The organism is Arthrobacter sp. sptzw32 (assembly GCF_059089735.1).
In genome coordinates this window covers 458,350-473,578 of record NZ_JBNHEZ010000003.1, presented here as the reverse complement: position 1 = coordinate 473,578, position 15,229 = coordinate 458,350, and the positions used below count along the sequence as shown (strand labels likewise).

13 protein-coding genes are annotated in these 15,229 nt (G+C 67.8%); 10 read left to right on the top strand and 3 right to left on the bottom strand.

Features of this window, described 5'->3' with window-relative positions; genetic code table 11:
- Window positions 1-5: 5 nt before the first annotated feature.
- Window positions 6-2,657 (bottom strand): PEP/pyruvate-binding domain-containing protein, encoded by a 2,652-nt coding sequence (locus tag AC5RVN_RS08700; RefSeq protein ID WP_494137667.1) that lies wholly within the window; start codon window positions 2,655-2,657, stop codon window positions 6-8.
- Window positions 2,658-2,678: 21 nt separating this feature from the next.
- Entirely contained in the window at window positions 2,679-2,981 is a 303-nt protein-coding gene (locus tag AC5RVN_RS08695) for a helix-turn-helix domain-containing protein (RefSeq protein WP_494137666.1), read from the bottom strand.
- Between the two features lie 43 nt (window positions 2,982-3,024).
- Between AC5RVN_RS08695 and map the strand changes: the two genes are divergently transcribed.
- The 6 genes from map (at window position 3,025) to AC5RVN_RS08665 (ending at window position 9,679) form a co-directional block, all read left to right on the top strand.
- Window positions 3,025-3,807 carry a type I methionyl aminopeptidase gene (map, locus tag AC5RVN_RS08690; protein ID WP_494137665.1) on the top strand — a complete coding sequence of 261 codons (783 nt, stop codon included), beginning with the start codon at window positions 3,025-3,027 and terminating at the stop codon, window positions 3,805-3,807.
- A 186-nt stretch (window positions 3,808-3,993) separates the two neighbouring features.
- Complete coding sequence (locus AC5RVN_RS08685; RefSeq protein WP_494104723.1) at window positions 3,994-5,016, top strand: 3-oxoacyl-ACP synthase III; 1,023 nt, start codon at window positions 3,994-3,996, stop codon at window positions 5,014-5,016.
- The gene (locus AC5RVN_RS08680; protein WP_494137664.1) at window positions 5,010-7,676 is read left to right on the top strand and encodes an alpha/beta fold hydrolase; all 2,667 of its coding nucleotides are present in this window, start codon (window positions 5,010-5,012) and stop codon (window positions 7,674-7,676) included. Before AC5RVN_RS08685 ends, AC5RVN_RS08680 begins: the two co-directional genes overlap by 7 nt.
- Window positions 7,673-8,656 (top strand): NAD-dependent epimerase/dehydratase family protein, encoded by a 984-nt coding sequence (locus AC5RVN_RS08675; protein ID WP_494137663.1) that lies wholly within the window; start codon window positions 7,673-7,675, stop codon window positions 8,654-8,656. Before AC5RVN_RS08680 ends, AC5RVN_RS08675 begins: the two co-directional genes overlap by 4 nt.
- 74 nt (window positions 8,657-8,730) lie before the next feature.
- Window positions 8,731-9,501 (top strand): type 1 glutamine amidotransferase domain-containing protein, encoded by a 771-nt coding sequence (locus AC5RVN_RS08670; protein WP_494137662.1) that lies wholly within the window; start codon window positions 8,731-8,733, stop codon window positions 9,499-9,501.
- 43 nt (window positions 9,502-9,544) lie between these two features.
- Window positions 9,545-9,679, top strand: a complete 135-nt coding sequence (locus AC5RVN_RS08665) for a hypothetical protein (protein ID WP_494137661.1) — start codon at window positions 9,545-9,547, stop codon at window positions 9,677-9,679.
- 42 nt (window positions 9,680-9,721) lie between these two features.
- On the opposite strand, the gene AC5RVN_RS08660 is transcribed toward AC5RVN_RS08665, so the two are convergent.
- Window positions 9,722-10,561 carry an alpha/beta fold hydrolase gene (locus tag AC5RVN_RS08660; protein ID WP_494137660.1) on the bottom strand — a complete coding sequence of 280 codons (840 nt, stop codon included), beginning with the start codon at window positions 10,559-10,561 and terminating at the stop codon, window positions 9,722-9,724.
- An 86-nt stretch (window positions 10,562-10,647) separates the two neighbouring features.
- Between AC5RVN_RS08660 and AC5RVN_RS08655 the strand changes: the two genes are divergently transcribed.
- The 4 genes from AC5RVN_RS08655 to ppsA all read left to right on the top strand — a co-directional run bounded on the left by AC5RVN_RS08655 (window position 10,648) and on the right by ppsA (window position 15,147).
- Entirely contained in the window at window positions 10,648-11,313 is a 666-nt protein-coding gene (locus AC5RVN_RS08655; RefSeq protein ID WP_494137659.1) for a dihydrofolate reductase family protein, read from the top strand.
- A complete protein-coding gene (locus AC5RVN_RS08650) occupies window positions 11,313-11,720 on the top strand; it encodes a nuclear transport factor 2 family protein (RefSeq protein WP_494137658.1) in 408 nt (135 codons plus the stop codon). The genes AC5RVN_RS08655 and AC5RVN_RS08650 overlap by 1 nt, the downstream gene beginning before the upstream one ends.
- Window positions 11,721-11,765: 45 nt before the next feature.
- Complete coding sequence (locus AC5RVN_RS08645; protein ID WP_494137657.1) at window positions 11,766-12,584, top strand: pyruvate, water dikinase regulatory protein; 819 nt, start codon at window positions 11,766-11,768, stop codon at window positions 12,582-12,584.
- 145 nt (window positions 12,585-12,729) lie between these two features.
- Entirely contained in the window at window positions 12,730-15,147 is a 2,418-nt protein-coding gene (gene ppsA, locus AC5RVN_RS08640; protein WP_494137656.1) for a phosphoenolpyruvate synthase, read from the top strand.
- The last annotated feature ends 82 nt before the right edge of the window (window positions 15,148-15,229 follow it).

The window sequence follows — 15,229 nt, the reverse complement described above, 5'->3', positions numbered from 1 at the left end:
CGCTCCTAACCGGCCGGACGCTCCAACGTGACCGTCCCGGCGTCGCCGTCCACGCTGATCTGCTGGCCAGTGACAATCCGCTGCGTGGCCACGCCCGTGCCCAGGACGGCCGGGATTCCGTACTCGCGCGCCACGATGGAGCTGTGGCTCAGCGGGCCGCCGATGTCCGTCACCACCGCGGAGGCCATCCCGAACAGCGACGTCCAGGCGGGGGTGGTGGTGCGGGCCACCAGGACGTCCCCGGGCTCCATCTGGCCGAAGTCCTGCGGCCCGGCCAGCACGCGGGCGGGTGCGGTGACCCGGCCGGCACTGGCACCGGCGCCTTTGATGACGTCGCCGCGCTGGCGCTGCGAACCGGCGGGCATCATCGACCCGAACGCCTTTTCCATCCACCGGTTCTCGGGCAGCATCTGTGGGGCAGCGGCCTTCACCTGCCCCCGCCACAGCATCCTGCGGTCCTCGACGGCGGCGGCGCGGGCGGGCCGGTCCGCCCCGGTGATGGTGACTGCGCGTGCCCCTTGCGATGTCAGGCCGAACTCGACGGCGCTCTGCAGTTCCTGGTGCCGGAGCCAGAACACATCGTCCGGGGAGGCGATGACGCCCGAGGCGACCAGCCGGTGCCCGAGTTCGAGCAGCATCTGCCGCAGCAGCGGCCAGGCGAGTCCGACGTCGGCCAGCGCGTCCTCGCGGAGGGGCGCTGTCTCCTGCGCCCACCGCAGCAGCCGCAGGAACACGGCGCGGCGGCGCGGGCCCAGCCGGGCTACTGTCTGTTCAGTGAGCGACTCCCGCCGCTCGGTCAGCTGCCGCTGCCGCTCATGCGGGTCGGTGCCCTGCCCCCGGAGATAGAACTTGACCGTCTCCAGCAGGGCGGACGGATTGTCGGCTGCCACCGGGCTGGCAAAGTCCAGGTTGTAGACCGCATGGCCGTACAGGCCCAGATGCTCCCGGAAGGCGAAACGCCATTCCTGCCACAGGACGTCGTCCACCCCTTCCGGCGGCACACCGGTGCGCAGGCATTCGGCGAGCACCGCCGTCGGACGCTCCACCAAGGCAGCCGTCAGCGCCGGATCGCTCCGGGCCCAGCCGGCCAGATCGTACAGTGACTTCTCGGCCCGGATGGGTTCGCTGTCAAAGCCCAAAAGGAAGGTCTGGGCGGGCGGGTCGCCGTCACGCCGGACCAGCTTGTCGTAGTACGCCCGGAAGGAAAGTTCGCTGGTGGCGGCCAGCGGAATGATCGACTGCACGGCCGTGTAGTACACAGTGCCGGCATCCAAAAGTGCCTGCGCTCCCGCGAGCAGTTCCTCGCCGGGAAGCTCCGCCGGGGGCTTTGCTGACCACTCCTTGATTACCCGTTCGTAGCGGGGGTGCGAGAAGTCCCGCCAGCCGGCAACTCCCATATGGGCCTTGCCGCGGGCCAGCGCGCGCACCGCCGGAAGCGTCTTGCCCATCATCCGCCACATGCCCGCGCGGCGGTAATAGTAGTAGGCGTAGCCGTTGATGGTGGGCATCCGCACGTCGCCGTAGCGGATGACGTTCTTGCCCAGGGCTTCGGCCAGCAGGGCTGTCAGCGACCGTGCCACCGAGCCGTCGATGAGGTCGGCAAACAGCGGGGTGAGCGGGTCGGGGAGCTGTTCCACGATGCTGGCCCGGAAGTAGAGCCCCTTCGGATACGGCAGGGGCCAGGTGTCAGGGGTGTCGGCCGCCGGCTCGGGCAGTGCCGTGATGGGCCGGGACTGCAGGATGAAGAACCGGCCGCCGGCCCGCGCCCACTCGATGTCCTGCGGCGCGCCGAAGTGGCTCTCGATCCGCTTCCCGTACCCGGCCAGCTCAGCAGCTGCACGGTCATCAAGAACAGGCGCACGACGGCGGGCTGCCGCTACCGGCTCCTCCCGGGTGCCGTGCTCCGCGTAGACAGTCATGACTTCCTTGTCGGCTGTCTGCCGGGACGCCACCGCGCCTGTCCCGGCGTCGACTGTCAGGTCATCGGTGGTGACCGTCCCGCTGACCACCGACTCGCCCAGTCCCCACGCGGCACTGATCACCGTCTGGCCGCGCCGCCCGTTGGACGGGTTGGCGGTGAACATCACCCCGGCCGCATCGGCCTCCACCATCTGCTGGACGACGACGGCGAGGCGCACCTCGTCCGGCGCCACGCCTTCCCGGGCACGGTAGGCCATGGCGCGCGCGGTCCAGAGGGAAGCCCAGCAATCAATCACCGCGGCGGACAATGCCTCCGGGCCGCGGATGTTCAGGGAGGTTTCCTGCTGCCCGGCGAAACTGGCCGAGGCAAGGTCCTCGGCCGTAGCGGAGGACCGGACCGCCACTGGGGTGTCACCGCCGCCGAGCTGTCTGTAGGCCTCGCTGAGTTCGGCTGCGATGTCGGCGGGCATGGTGCCGCTGCCGAACAGGGCCCGGATCCGTTCCGCGGCATGCTCGTAGTCCTGCGGCGGCGCTTCCGGTGGGAGCGCGGCCAGTTCCCGGATCTCCGCCGCGAAGTGGTTGTCGAGGGTGAACTGTGAGTAGGCGGCGGTGGTCAGGACGAACCCCGGCGGCACCGGCAGCCCGGCCTGGATGACGCCGCCCAGCCCCACCGCCTTGCCGCCGGCCACGGCGAGGTCGCCGCGCCCCACATCGCTTAAATTCTCGACAAAGGTCATCACGGCGCGTCCTTTGGTGGTTTACGAGGCCAGACACTCGCTGGCCTTGGAACCTGACGTGTTGGGGGCAGCGCCGCTGGCGGGCGTGCTGATCTCTGTCCACACCACATCGAGGGAGAGCCCGAGGACGTCCGCGATGGCGGCGATGGTGGGGAAGGCAGGGGTGGCCACGCGGCCCGTCTCGATTTTGCGGAGGGTCTCCGGTGACACCTGCGCATCGAGTGCGACCTCAAGCATGGAGCGCCCGCCCCTGGCGGTGCGCAGCAGGGCGCCGAGGCGCTGTCCGCGCTCCACCTCTTCGAATGTGAGCGGCAATCTAACCATGGGTACAACTATACCGGGATAATTTGGCCGGTATAGTTATTGGATGATTGAGATCCTGAACTCCACTGAACTGGCACGGGCAAAAGAGGCGGGCGCCCTGGTCGCGAACATTCTGCAGACACTGAGAAGCCGGAGCACGGTGGGTACCAATCTCCTGGACATTGACCGGTGGGCCAAAGCGATGATCCTCGAGGCTGGAGCAGAATCCTGCTACGTGGACTACGCGCCGTCCTTTGGGCGCGGCCCGTTCGGCCATTACATCTGCACCGGCGTCAACGATGCGGTGCTGCATGGATTGCCGCACGATTACCAGCTTGCCGACGGCGACCTGCTGACCCTCGACCTCGCCGTCCTCAAGGGCGGTGTGGCCGCAGACTCTGCCATCAGTTTTGTGGTGGGGGAGTCGAAACCGCCCGAGAGCATCAGCCTGATCGACGCCACGGAGCGGGCACTGTCTGCAGGGATAGCCGCGGCCGGTCCGGGTGCCCGCATCGGTGATATTTCCCATGCCATCGGCTCCGTCCTCGGCGAGGCAGGCTACCCGGTCAACACACAGTTCGGCGGCCACGGCATCGGCTCGACCATGCACCAGGACCCGCACGTTCCCAATACCGGGCGTCCCGGCCGGGGCTACACGTTGCGCCCCGGGCTGCTGCTGGCGCTGGAGCCCTGGGTAATGGCAGATACCGCGGAACTGATCACCGATCCTGACGGCTGGACGCTGCGAAGCGCGACAGGCTGCCTGACTGCACACAGCGAACACACCATTGCCATCACCGAAGATGGAGCGGAAATCCTCACCCTGCCCACCCAAGTTCTCCCGTGATGTTGCGGCCATAACGTATGCTAAGCCTGCTTACGATTCCGGTTTCGGACGGGTTCGCTGACCTCATGGGCCTGGGTTCGGGGGCGGAATTGAGCGGGGCGGGCAACATCCCGGTTAAGCTTTGAACTTGCGCAGATGGGTACAGCCACCGTGTGCAGGCAGGACGGAAACGAACAGGGGCTTGATTTGGCAGGGAATGCAACCTTCAGGCACAGCAACACCGCGCTTCTTTCGGTGAGCAGTGTCGAGGCTCCGAGGATCGTGAGTTCCACCGATTTCGACCACCGGTTGGCGTCCACACTGCAGCGTTTGAAGTTCCCGCCCCGGCTGCTGGAGCGCGTTGCCGGCGTGACGCACCGCCGCTGGTGGGCAGCAGGGACGTCCTTTGATGACGCTGCCGCGGAAGCAGGCGCGAAGGCCCTGGCCGAGGCAGGCGTGGAAGCGTCCGACGTCGGCCTGCTGATCAACACCTCGGTGACGCGGCGCAACCTGGAACCGTCCGTCGCGGTGAAGATCCATCACGGACTGGGCCTGCCGTCGTCGGCCATGAACTTCGACCTCGCCAACGCCTGCCTGGGGTTCGTCAACGGCCTGACCCTGGCCGCCAGCATGATCGACTCCGGCCAGATCAAGTACGCGGTGATCGTCAACGGCGAGGACGCCGAGTCCACGCAAGAGGCCACGCTGGCCCGGCTGGAGCGGCCCGAGACCACGCGCGAGGACTTCAACCGGGAATTCGCCACCCTCACCCTGGGCTCCGGAGCTGCTGCCGCCGTCCTCGGCCCCGCGGACCAGCACCCCGGCTCGCACCGGATCGTCGGCGGAGTCATGCGCGCCGGCACCGAACACCACGAGTTGTGCGTGGGTGGCATCGACGGCATGGCCACCGACACAAAAGGACTGCTCGACGGCGGCCTGCAGCTCGTCGTCGAGGCCTGGCACGAAGCCCAGCCTGAGTGGGACTGGGCCGCCATGGACCGGTACGTCACGCACCAGGTGAGCAACGCCTACACGAAGGCCATCATCGACGCGATCGACCTGGATCCGGACAAGGTGCCCATCACATTCCCGCACTGGGGCAACGTGGGCCCGGCCTCCCTCCCCATGACCCTCGCCGCCGAAGCGCAGTCCCTTGAAGCGGGGGACCGGGTCCTGTGCATGGGCGTGGGCTCCGGGCTGAATACCGCGATGCTGGAAATCGTTTGGTAGCCGCCGGCTGGCCCGGTGTCCGCAGGGAATGGTCGCGCGACATTGACGTGCCTTCCACCTCTGCCGCCGACGCGCCAGGCACGGCGCGCCGCTGGCACCTGCTGGACAACGGCGAAGAACTGGCCCGCCTCGGCCTGACCCCGGCCGGAACCCTGCTGTGCGTCCACGGCAACCCCACCTGGTCCTACCTGTGGCGGTCACTGCTGGCAGCCGGATCAGATCCGGTCCACCCGTGGCGCGTTATCGCGGTGGACCAGCTGGACATGGGCTTCTCGGAGCGCACCGGCACCTTCCGCCGCCTGGCCGACCGGATCAACGACCTCCGTGACCTCACCGACACTCTGGACCTGGACGGTCCGGTAGTGACGGTGGGCCACGACTGGGGCGGCGTGATCAGCCTGGGCTGGGCCCTGGCGCACCCGCAGCAGCTCGCCGGGGTGGTCCTCACCAACACCGCCGTCCACCAGCCGTCCGGTTCGGCCATCCCGCCGGCCCTGCGGCTTGCCCTGCACCCTGCCGTGCACCAGTGGGGGACCACGACGTCGGACGCCTTTCTCCGGGTGACGCACTCCCTGGCACACCCGCCGCTGCCCGCCGACATCCGCAAGGCGTACATGGCCCCCTACCGGAGCGCCGACCGCCGGGCCGGGGTGGGGAATTTTGTGGCAGATATTCCCGTGGACGCGTCCCACCCGAGCTTCCCCGCACTCACCGGCGTAGCCGAAGGGCTGCGCGAATTGAAGGTCCCGGCGCTGATGCTCTGGGGCCCCCGGGATCCCATCTTCTCTGACCGGTACCTGAAAGACCTTCTCACCCGGCTTCCGCACGCCCACGTGCATCGGTTTGAAGGCGCAGGCCACCTCGTGGCTGAGGACCGGAACATTGCCGCGCCCGTCTTCCAGTGGCTCGCGGGAAACATCGGTACCGGCGAAAGCACAGCCCCGAGCGCTGAAGGTGCACCGGCCGGGCCGGAGCCCGCGCCCTTCACCCCGCTGTGGGACCTGCTCAATGAACAGGCCTCAGGGCCGGCGGGAGGGGACACCGCCGTCGCGGAAATGGCGCCGGACGGCACCACAGCCCGTTCGCTCAGCTGGCAGCAGCTGGACCGGAACATCCTGGACCTCGCGGCCGGGCTGCGGGACGCCGGTGTGGCAAGCGGCAGCCGGGTGAGCCTGATGGTTCCGCCCGGGGTGGACCTGACCGTGGCCCTCTACGCCTGCCTGCGGCTGGGCGCCGTGGTGGTGGTGGCCGACGCCGGGCTGGGAACCAAGGGCCTGAGCCGCGCCGTGAAGGGCGCCACCCCCGATTTCCTCATCGGCATCGACAAGGCGCTCGCTGCCGCATCGGTGCTCGGCTGGCCGGGACGGCGGATCAGCGTGCAGGACCTCCCCGCCGCCCGCCGTCGGCTCCTGGGAGTCGAGACCTCCCTCGCATCCCTGGCCCGGGCCGGCGCCGGCCGCGGTTCGCAGCTGAACGAAAGCGCGAATCCCGATGCTCCGGCCGCCGTCCTCTTCACCTCCGGTTCCACCGGCCCCGCCAAAGGCGTTCTGTATACGCACCGGCAGCTGGCCGCGATGCGGGACACGCTGGCCGCAACCTTCGGAATCCGTTCCGGTGCCCGGCTGGTGGCAGGCTTCGCCCCGTTCGCCCTGCTGGGGCCGGCGCTCGGAGCAGTATCGGTAACGCCGGCCATGGACGTCACCGCGCCCCGCACCCTCACGGCAACAGCGCTCGCCGACGCCGCCGCGGCCATCGACGCCACGGTGGTGTTCGCCTCTCCGGCCGCGCTGCGGAACGTCCTCGCCACCAAGGAAGGCCTGAGCGACGCCGGGCACCAAGCGCTGGGAAGCGTCGAGTTGCTGCTGTCTGCCGGCGCGCCCGTCCCCGAGCCGCTGCTGGCCGAGGTGCAGCGGCTGCTGCCCCGTGCCACCCTCCACACCCCGTACGGAATGACGGAGGCACTGCCGGTCACCGACATCAGCCTCGAGCAGATCCAGGCGGCCGACGCCGATGCTGCCGCCGGCGCCGTGCCGGGAGCAGGTAACGGCGTGTGCGTGGGAAAGCCGGTGCACGGCGCCCGCGTGGCGGTCATCCCGCTGGCGGCTGACGGCACCGCACCCGGGTCTCAGCCCGTGACCGAAGCCGGCGTGACCGGTGAGATCCTGGTCAGCGCCCCGCACGTCAAGGAAGCGTACGACAGGCTTTGGCTGACCCAGGGGGAGAGCACCAGCATCCCGGGATGGCACCGCACCGGCGATGTGGGGCACTTCGACGCCGCCGGCCGGCTGTGGGTGGAAGGACGCCTCGCGCATGTGGTGACGGCCCCCGGCGCCGTGGTGACTCCGGTAGGTGCCGAACAGGCCATCGAACGCCTGAAGTCCGTCCGGCTCGCGGCCCTCGCGGGGGTGGGACCGGCCGGCACCCAGGCCGTGGTCGCCGTCGTCGAGACCGTCCCTCCCGCCCGCAGGGCCGGCCTCGCTGAGCCGCAGCTCGCCGGACTCGTCCGTGGAGCGGCCCGCACCGCTGGCGTGCAGGTTTCCGCTGTGCTCGCCGTCCCCGCACAGCCCACTGACATCCGGCACAACGCCAAGATTGACAGGACCCGGCTGTCCCGCTGGGCTGCGCGGGTGCTGGCGGGCGGCCGTCCGGGGAAGCCGTGAGGGTCCTGGTCACCGGCGCCAGCGGGCTGCTCGGGGGAGAAGTTGCCCGGCTCCTGGTGCGGCAGGGCCATGATGTAGCGACGTTCCAGCGCCGTCCGTCAGAGGTCGACGGCGCTGCTGACTTCCGCGGCTCACTGGCCGACGAGGAGGTGCTCCGGGAAGCAGTCGAGGGCGCGGAAGGAGTCATCCACCTGGCCGCCAAGGTCTCTTTCACGGGCCGGGCGGCGGAATTTGATGAGGTGAACGTCGAAGGGACCCGACGCCTGCTGCAGTGCGCCCGCGAGGCGGGGGTACAAGACGTGGTGTTTGTGTCCTCCCCGTCCGTGGCCAACTCCGGCGCCGCCATTGCCGGGCTGGGCGCGAACCCGGCGGACCCGGAGCATGCGCACGGTGACTACTCCCGCACCAAGGCCGAGGCGGAGCTGCTGGCGCTGTCTGCCGACGCTCCGGATTTCCGGGTCGCGGCAGTGCGGCCCCATATTGTCTGGGGCCCGGGGGACACCCAGTTGGTGGAACGGGTCCTGGCACGCGCGCGCCAGGGCCGGCTGCCGCTGCTCGACGCCGGCGCAGCCCTGATCGACACCACATACGTTGACAACGCCGCAGCGGCCATCGTCGCCGCGCTGCACCGCATGGATCAGGTGCACGGCAGAGCGCTGGTGGTAAGCAACGGCGAGCCCCGTCCGGTGGGCGAGCTGCTGGCCGGTATCTGTGCTGCGGGAGGTGTCCCCGCGCCGTCGTGGTCCGTGCCGGGCGGGGTGGCGCGTGCGGCGGGAGCGGTGGTGGAAAAGCTGTGGACCTGGGCCGGGCGGCAAGAGGAGCCGCCAATGACCAGGTTCCTCGCCGAGCAACTCTCCACCGCCCACTGGTTCGACCAGCGCCAGACCCGGGAACTCCTCGACTGGAAACCCGCCGTCTCGCTCGATGAGGGATTGGCGAGGCTGGCCCAGCACTATGGTTCCCGGCGGCTGCGCGGCTAACTGCCACCAACGAAGACGGGGAGGGCCGGGACGGCGCTGCGCGTAGGGTGGGAGTTGGACGAAAGGAGCACTTCATGAAGAAAATCCTCATGGTACTGACCAGCGTTTCCGAGATCGGCGATACGGGAGAGAAGACCGGCTACAACGTGGCCGAGGCTGCCCATCCCTGGAAGGTGTTCAAGGATTCCGGACACTTCGTCGACTTTGCGTCCATCCAAGGCGGCCAGCCCCCGCGCGACGAGGTGGACACGAAAGATCCCATCCAGGTGGCCTTCACGGAGGATGAGACCACGCGCGCCGGCCTCTACAACACGGCCCGCGTGGATGTGGTTGATCCAGGCCAGTACGACGCCGTCTACCTGGTGGGCGGCCACGGGACCATGTGGGACTTCCCCGACAGCGAAGGCCTGCAGAATCTCGTTGCCAGCGTTTACAACAACGGCGGCTTGGTGGGTGCGGTCTGCCACGGGCCGGCCGGCCTGCTGAACGTGGAACTGGAGAACGGGTTCCGCCTCGTCGAGGGCCGGAAGGTGGCTGCCTTTACCAACGACGAAGAGGTAGCCGCGGGGAAGGACAAGGTCATCCCGTTTTTCCTGGCAGACCGGCTGGAGGAACAAGGTGCGACGCACGTCTTTGCTGATGTCTTCGAAGAGAAGGTAGTGGTTGACGAGCGGCTGGTGACCGGCCAGAACCCGGCCTCAGCTGCCGGCGTGGCCAAGGAGATGGAAAAGCTCTTCGCAGAGGTCATCCAGCAGGAAAAAGCCGAGGAACGCCACGAGTCGGAGACCCTGCGCGCTGAGAAGGACGCCGAAAAGGCTGCTGCCGCCGCAGAAGGGGAGCAATAACTCTACGTACGGTGATGGATAGGCTGCAGCTTAGGCTTGGCCTATGTCTACTGACGATGAGAAGGATCCTCCTGTGCCCGCTGACGTCGAGGGTAAGATCCCGAAAAAGGTTCACGACAAGCCAGCCACAGATGAGCGTGAGGCACGGACTGACATCGACGGGAAGCCTTCGCGCTAGCGGCCGCTTCAGCACCCGGGGTATCGCGGGACCTGACCGGAGTCACCGTGCCCCCGGTGCCCCGTTTCTCCGGGTAGGCGCAGCTGTGCGGAGGAATGCCACCGTGTCCTCGGCAATCCGTGCAGGGCACTCCCACAGGACCATGTGCGCCACGTCAGCGTAGACCTTCAGGACCGCCCCGGGTATCCGGGCAGCCAGGGATTCCTGGCTGCTGCGGGGCAGCAGGTTGTCTTCGGCTCCCCACAGGATGAGCGTTGGCGCCTGGATTGTTCGGGATTCTGTGGGTGGGCTGGCTTCGCACAGCCCGTGCAGGATGCTCTTCCACGCGTGGGCGGGCATCCTTAGTCCGTCATGGACGCGGTCCTCGAGGTACCAGTCCGGGACGTCGTGGAGCAGGGGGAACCAGGACAGCGAGTCCCGGACCCAGTCCTCGTCCACAGGGTCGGTGAGCTCATCCACTTCGTCCGCGAAGGCGGGCCGGCCGTGCAGGCTCAGGGGAGCCCCCACCAATACCAGCGCCGTCACCTTTGCGGGGTAATTGACGGCGAGCTGCTGGGCCACGTAGCCGCCGCTGGAGGAACCGGCGACGGCGGCCCGCGGCACGTCCAGCGCGTCCAGGATCGCGGCGGCGTCCTCGGCCTGCTCCGCAAGGGAGTAGCCGCCTGCGGGTTTGTCCGCCTCACCCTGCCCGCGCAGGTCCGGTGCGTAAACCCGGCAGCCGGTCAGCAGGGGGATCAGCCGGTCGAAGCTGTGGCGGGACTCGCCCCAGGCGTGCAGCAGCAGGAGTGGGGGCGGGCCGCCGTCGTCCTGGCCGTTGTTTTGGGCCAGGCACGGCACCGTGATGCCGGTGCGAAGCCGGAGATCCAGGACTTCGGAGTCCATAGCTTCAGGGTACGCCCGGCACAAGGCCTTGAGCGGTGGTGATTATTCGCCTTACAGTGACTGCTTACGACACTTCAGGAGACCGCATGTCCCTTGTCCGCGTACACAACTTCTCAATCTCCCTCGACGGCTTCGGTACCGGCGAGGGCCAGCACCTGGACGCTCCGTTCGGCCACGCAGGCACGCGCCTGCTGGAGTGGGCCTTCGAGACGCGGACCTTTCGCGCAATGGGCATCCATGGGGAATCGGAAGGATCCTTCGGCGTCGACGAGGCGTTCGCCAGCCAGTGGGGAACCGGGGTCGGCGTCGAAATCATGGGGCGCAACAAGTTCGGCCCTCAACGGGGTCCCTGGGAAAACGAGGACTGGAAGGGGTGGTGGGGCGATAACCCCGTGTTCCACACCCCTGTGGTTGTCCTGACACACCATCCCCGGCCGGTCCTCGAAATGGAAGGTGGAACAACCTTCCATTTTGTTGACGCGGACCCCGTCTCCGCGCTGGAACAGGCCCGTGCCCTCGCCGGCGGCCTGGATGTGAGGATCGGCGGCGGGGCCAGCACGGTGCGGCAGTTCCTCGAGGCCGACCTGATTGACCACATGCACATCGTCCTGGTGCCGATCGTCCTGGGCCGGGGCGAACGGCTCTGGGACGGACTGGAGGGACTCGAGGAACGCTTCGACATTGAAGCGACCCCTTCTCCCCAAGGGGTGGTCCACCTGGTCTTTACCCGTCGCCCGGCCGGGGGTAAGTGATGCTCAACGAGACAGATCTTTTGCATGCCCTCCGCCGGCACTGGGAGTACTCCGGCAAGGACGAGGACATCGCCCACGAGATCTACCATGACGACGCCGTGCTCGAGTTTCCCCAGTCCGGCGAACGGTTCGAAGGTGTGGAGAATTTTCGCGAATGGCGGCGGCAGTATCCGGCGGAGCTCAAGTTTTACACCCGGCGGATCACGCACCGTGAAGACCTGGTGGTGGTAGAGAACCTGATCAGTTACGACCGTGCGCCCTGGATGTACACGGTCAGCCTTCTCGAGTTCCGGGATGACCGGGTGGCGCACGAGCGGATCTACATCATGGATGGGTGGGAGGCTCCGGAGTGGCGAACCCCTTGGCGCGCGGAGCAGCCTGCGGACCCCCCGCCGCCTGCTCCTTAGCTTCATCTAAGCGCGCGTCAGGCGATGGACCGCTAGGGTCATTCCATGACCACTGACGCTCTACGGCCTGTCTATTTCCTTTCAGACAGCACCGGCATCACCGCGGAAACGCTGGGCAACACGCTGCTGACGCAGTTTCCCGGGAACAATTTCGACCGCATCACTATCCCCTTCATCACCACCGTTGAGCAGGCACGGTCCGTCGTCAAAATCATCGACGCCGCGGCCGCCGCCGGACCGGCCCCGCTGGTCTTTTCCACCGCGGTCAGCAGCGAAATCCGCCAAACTCTCTCTACCTGCCGGGGAATCATCGTGGACCTCATCGGCACGTACGTCGAACAGCTGGAGCAGGCGCTGGGCAGCCATGCCAGCGGGGAGCCAGGCCGGGCGCACGGCCTGGGAAACGCTGCGCGCTACCAGTCGCGGATGGCCGCCGTCGAGTATGCCATGGAGCACGACGACGGCCAGAGCCTGCGTGCGCTGGAAAAGGCCCAGGTGATCCTGGTGGCGCCGTCCCGGTGCGGGAAGACGCCCACCACCATGTACCTGGCGCTGCAGCACGGGATCTTCGCCGCGAACTTCCCGCTGGTGGAGGAGGATTTTGCCCAGGAAGGGCTGCCCAAGTCGCTCAAGCCCTTCGTGTCGAAATGTTTCGGCCTGACCACCAACCCGCTGCGCCTGAGCCAGGTACGCACCGAACGCCGCCGCGGGTCCTCCTACGCCTCGCTGCGCCAGTGCGGGTTCGAGCTGCGCAGCGCCGAGCGCCTGTACGAATTCCACGGGATTCCGTACCTCAACTCGGCCAGCGTGTCCGTGGAGGAGATGGCCGCCACCATCCTGCAGAAGATGAACCTCAAGCACTAGGGAAAAGATTCACAAATGTGGTGTGGCACACATCATATGGCGCCGTTCTGGAAGCCCTGCCAAGGTGGAGAAGACTTTTGCCCCTACCCGGCCACCGCCGGGAGCCGGGCCTTGGCATTTCACCCTCTGCGAAGGAGCAGTAATTATGGCGACAGACATCCTGTGGTTTTCAGAACTCGGACTGAAGGATCTGGACCGGGTAGGCGGCAAGAACGCCTCCCTGGGCGAGATGGTGCAGAACCTGACCTCCGCCGGCGTCCAGGTTCCTGACGGGTTCGCCACCACTGCGGATGCCTACCGCAACTTCCTGGCCGAGTCCGGCCTGGACCAGCAGATCGTCGACCGGCTCGTGGGCCTGGACACCGATGATGTGACCGCCCTGGCCGCTGCCGGCCAGGAGATCCGGACCCTGATCCGCGAGACGCCCTTCCTGCCCGATTTCGAGAACCAGCTCCGGAACGCATACCGGGAGCTGGTGGAGAAGCACGGCGGATCCGATGACCTGTCCTGGGCCGTGCGGTCCAGCGCGACGGCGGAAGACCTGCCCGACGCGTCCTTCGCCGGGCAGCAGGAAACCTTCCTGAACGTCCGCGGGATCGAGAACATCCTGGCCGCCATCAAGGACGTATTCGCGTCGCTCTACAACGACCGCGCCATCGCCTACCGTGTGCACCACAAGTTCGAACACGCGGACGTGGCGCTCTCGGCGGGCATCCAGCGGATGGTCCGCTCCGACGTCGGCGCCTCCGGGGTCATGTTCACCATGGACACCGAATCAGGCTTCCAGGACGCCGTGTTCGTCACCTCCTCCTATGGCCTCGGCGAGGCCGTGGTCCAGGGTGCGGTGAACCCGGACGAGTTCTACGTGTACAAGCCGGCGCTGCAGGCCGGGCGCCCCGCCATCCTCAAGCGCGGCCTGGGCGAAAAAGCCCTGCAGATGACCTACACCAGCAGCCAGGAGATCGGCCGCACCATCGACTTCGTCCCGGTGGAGGCGTCCCTGCGGAACCGCTTCAGCCTCAGCGACGAGGACGTGGAGCAGCTCGCCCGGCACGCCGTGGCCATCGAGAACCACTACGGCCGTCCCATGGACATCGAGTGGGGCAAGGACGGGATCGACGGCGGCCTGTACATCCTGCAGGCCCGCCCGGAAACCGTGCAGTCCCGCCGCGCCCCCGGCAGCCAGACCCGCTTCCGCCTCAACGAAACCGGCCCGGTCCTGGCCGAGGGCCGCGCCATCGGCCAGCGCATCGGCGCCGGCAGCGTCCGCATCCTCACCGCCATCGACCAGATGGCCGCCTTCCAGACCGGCGACGTCCTGGTGGCGGACATGACGGACCCGGACTGGGAACCGATCATGAAGCGCGCCTCCGCGATCGTCACCAACCGCGGCGGAAGGACCTGCCACGCGGCCATCATCGCCCGGGAACTGGGGATCCCCGCCGTCGTCGGAACCGGCCACGGCACGGACGCACTGTCCGACGGGCAGGAGGTCACCGTCTCCTGCGCCGACGGCGAGACCGGCACCATCTACCAGGGCCTGCTGGACTTCACGGTGGAGGACACCGGGATCACCAAGATGCCCGATGCTCCCGTGAAGGTGATGATGAACGTGGGCACCCCGGAGCAGGCGTTCACCTTCGCCCAGCTGCCCAACCACGGCGTGGGGCTGGCCCGGCTCGAGTTCATCATCAACCGCCAGATCGGCATCCACCCCAAGGCCCTGCTGAACCTGGACAGCCAGCCGGAGGACGTGCAGGCGAAAATCCGGGAGCGGATCGCCGCGTACAGCAGCCCGCGCGAGTACTACATCAAGCGCCTGGCCGAAGGCGTGGCCACCATCGCCGCCGCGTTCGCGCCGGAACCGGTGATCGTTCGCATGTCCGACTTTAAGTCCAACGAGTACGCCAACCTCCTGGGCGGGCCGGCCTACGAGCCGCACGAGGAAAACCCGATGCTCGGCTTCCGCGGCGCCTCCCGCTACCTGGAGCCGTCCTTCCGGGATTGCTTCGACCTGGAGTGCGAGGCCCTGTCCTTTGTCCGCAACGAGATGGGTTTGACCAACGTCAAGCTCATGATCCCGTTCGTGCGGACCCTGGACGAGGCCCGCGGCGTCATCGAGCTGCTGGCAGAGAACGGCTTGCGCCGCGGGGAGAACGGCCTGGAAGTGGTCATGATGTGCGAGCTGCCGTCCAACGCGCTGCTTGCCGACGAGTTCCTGGACTACTTTGACGGCTTCTCCATCGGCTCCAACGACTTGACCCAGCTGGCTTTGGGCCTGGACCGGGACTCGGCCATTGTGTCCGCAGGGTTTGATGAGCGCGATCCTGCCGTCAAGAAGCTCCTCAGCATGGCCATTAAGGCCTGCCGCGAACGCGGCAAGTACGTGGGCATCTGCGGGCAGGGCCCCAGCGACCACCCGGACCTCGCCGAGTGGCTGGTGGAGCAGGGCATCGAGTCCGTCTCCCTGAACCCGGACACGGTGGTGGACACCTGGCTTCGGCTCGCGGATGTCGCGGCGGGCACTTCCGCCGAGGGCGCCGCTCTGGTGGGAGCGCGCTGACCTACTTGCCTGAGTGACGTGCCGCCGTCGGAAGTTTCCGACGGCGGCACGCCAGCTTCGTAGGAGCGGAACCTAAGTTGCC

Excerpts from the sequence above, each read along its gene's own strand:
- AC5RVN_RS08700 (WP_494137667.1), bottom strand. The coding sequence starts at position 2,657 with ATGACCTTTGTCGAGAATTTAAGCGATGTGGGGCGCGGCGACCTCGCC.
- AC5RVN_RS08695 (WP_494137666.1), bottom strand. The coding sequence starts at position 2,981 with ATGGTTAGATTGCCGCTCACATTCGAAGAGGTGGAGCGCGGACAGCGC.
- map (WP_494137665.1), top strand. The coding sequence starts at position 3,025 with ATGATTGAGATCCTGAACTCCACTGAACTGGCACGGGCAAAAGAGGCG.
- AC5RVN_RS08670 (WP_494137662.1), top strand. The coding sequence starts at position 8,731 with ATGAAGAAAATCCTCATGGTACTGACCAGCGTTTCCGAGATCGGCGAT.
- AC5RVN_RS08665 (WP_494137661.1), top strand. The coding sequence starts at position 9,545 with ATGTCTACTGACGATGAGAAGGATCCTCCTGTGCCCGCTGACGTCGAG.
- AC5RVN_RS08660 (WP_494137660.1), bottom strand. The coding sequence starts at position 10,561 with ATGGACTCCGAAGTCCTGGATCTCCGGCTTCGCACCGGCATCACGGTG.
- AC5RVN_RS08655 (WP_494137659.1), top strand. The coding sequence starts at position 10,648 with ATGTCCCTTGTCCGCGTACACAACTTCTCAATCTCCCTCGACGGCTTC.
- AC5RVN_RS08650 (WP_494137658.1), top strand. The coding sequence starts at position 11,313 with ATGCTCAACGAGACAGATCTTTTGCATGCCCTCCGCCGGCACTGGGAG.
- AC5RVN_RS08645 (WP_494137657.1), top strand. The coding sequence starts at position 11,766 with ATGACCACTGACGCTCTACGGCCTGTCTATTTCCTTTCAGACAGCACC.
- ppsA (WP_494137656.1), top strand. The coding sequence starts at position 12,730 with ATGGCGACAGACATCCTGTGGTTTTCAGAACTCGGACTGAAGGATCTG.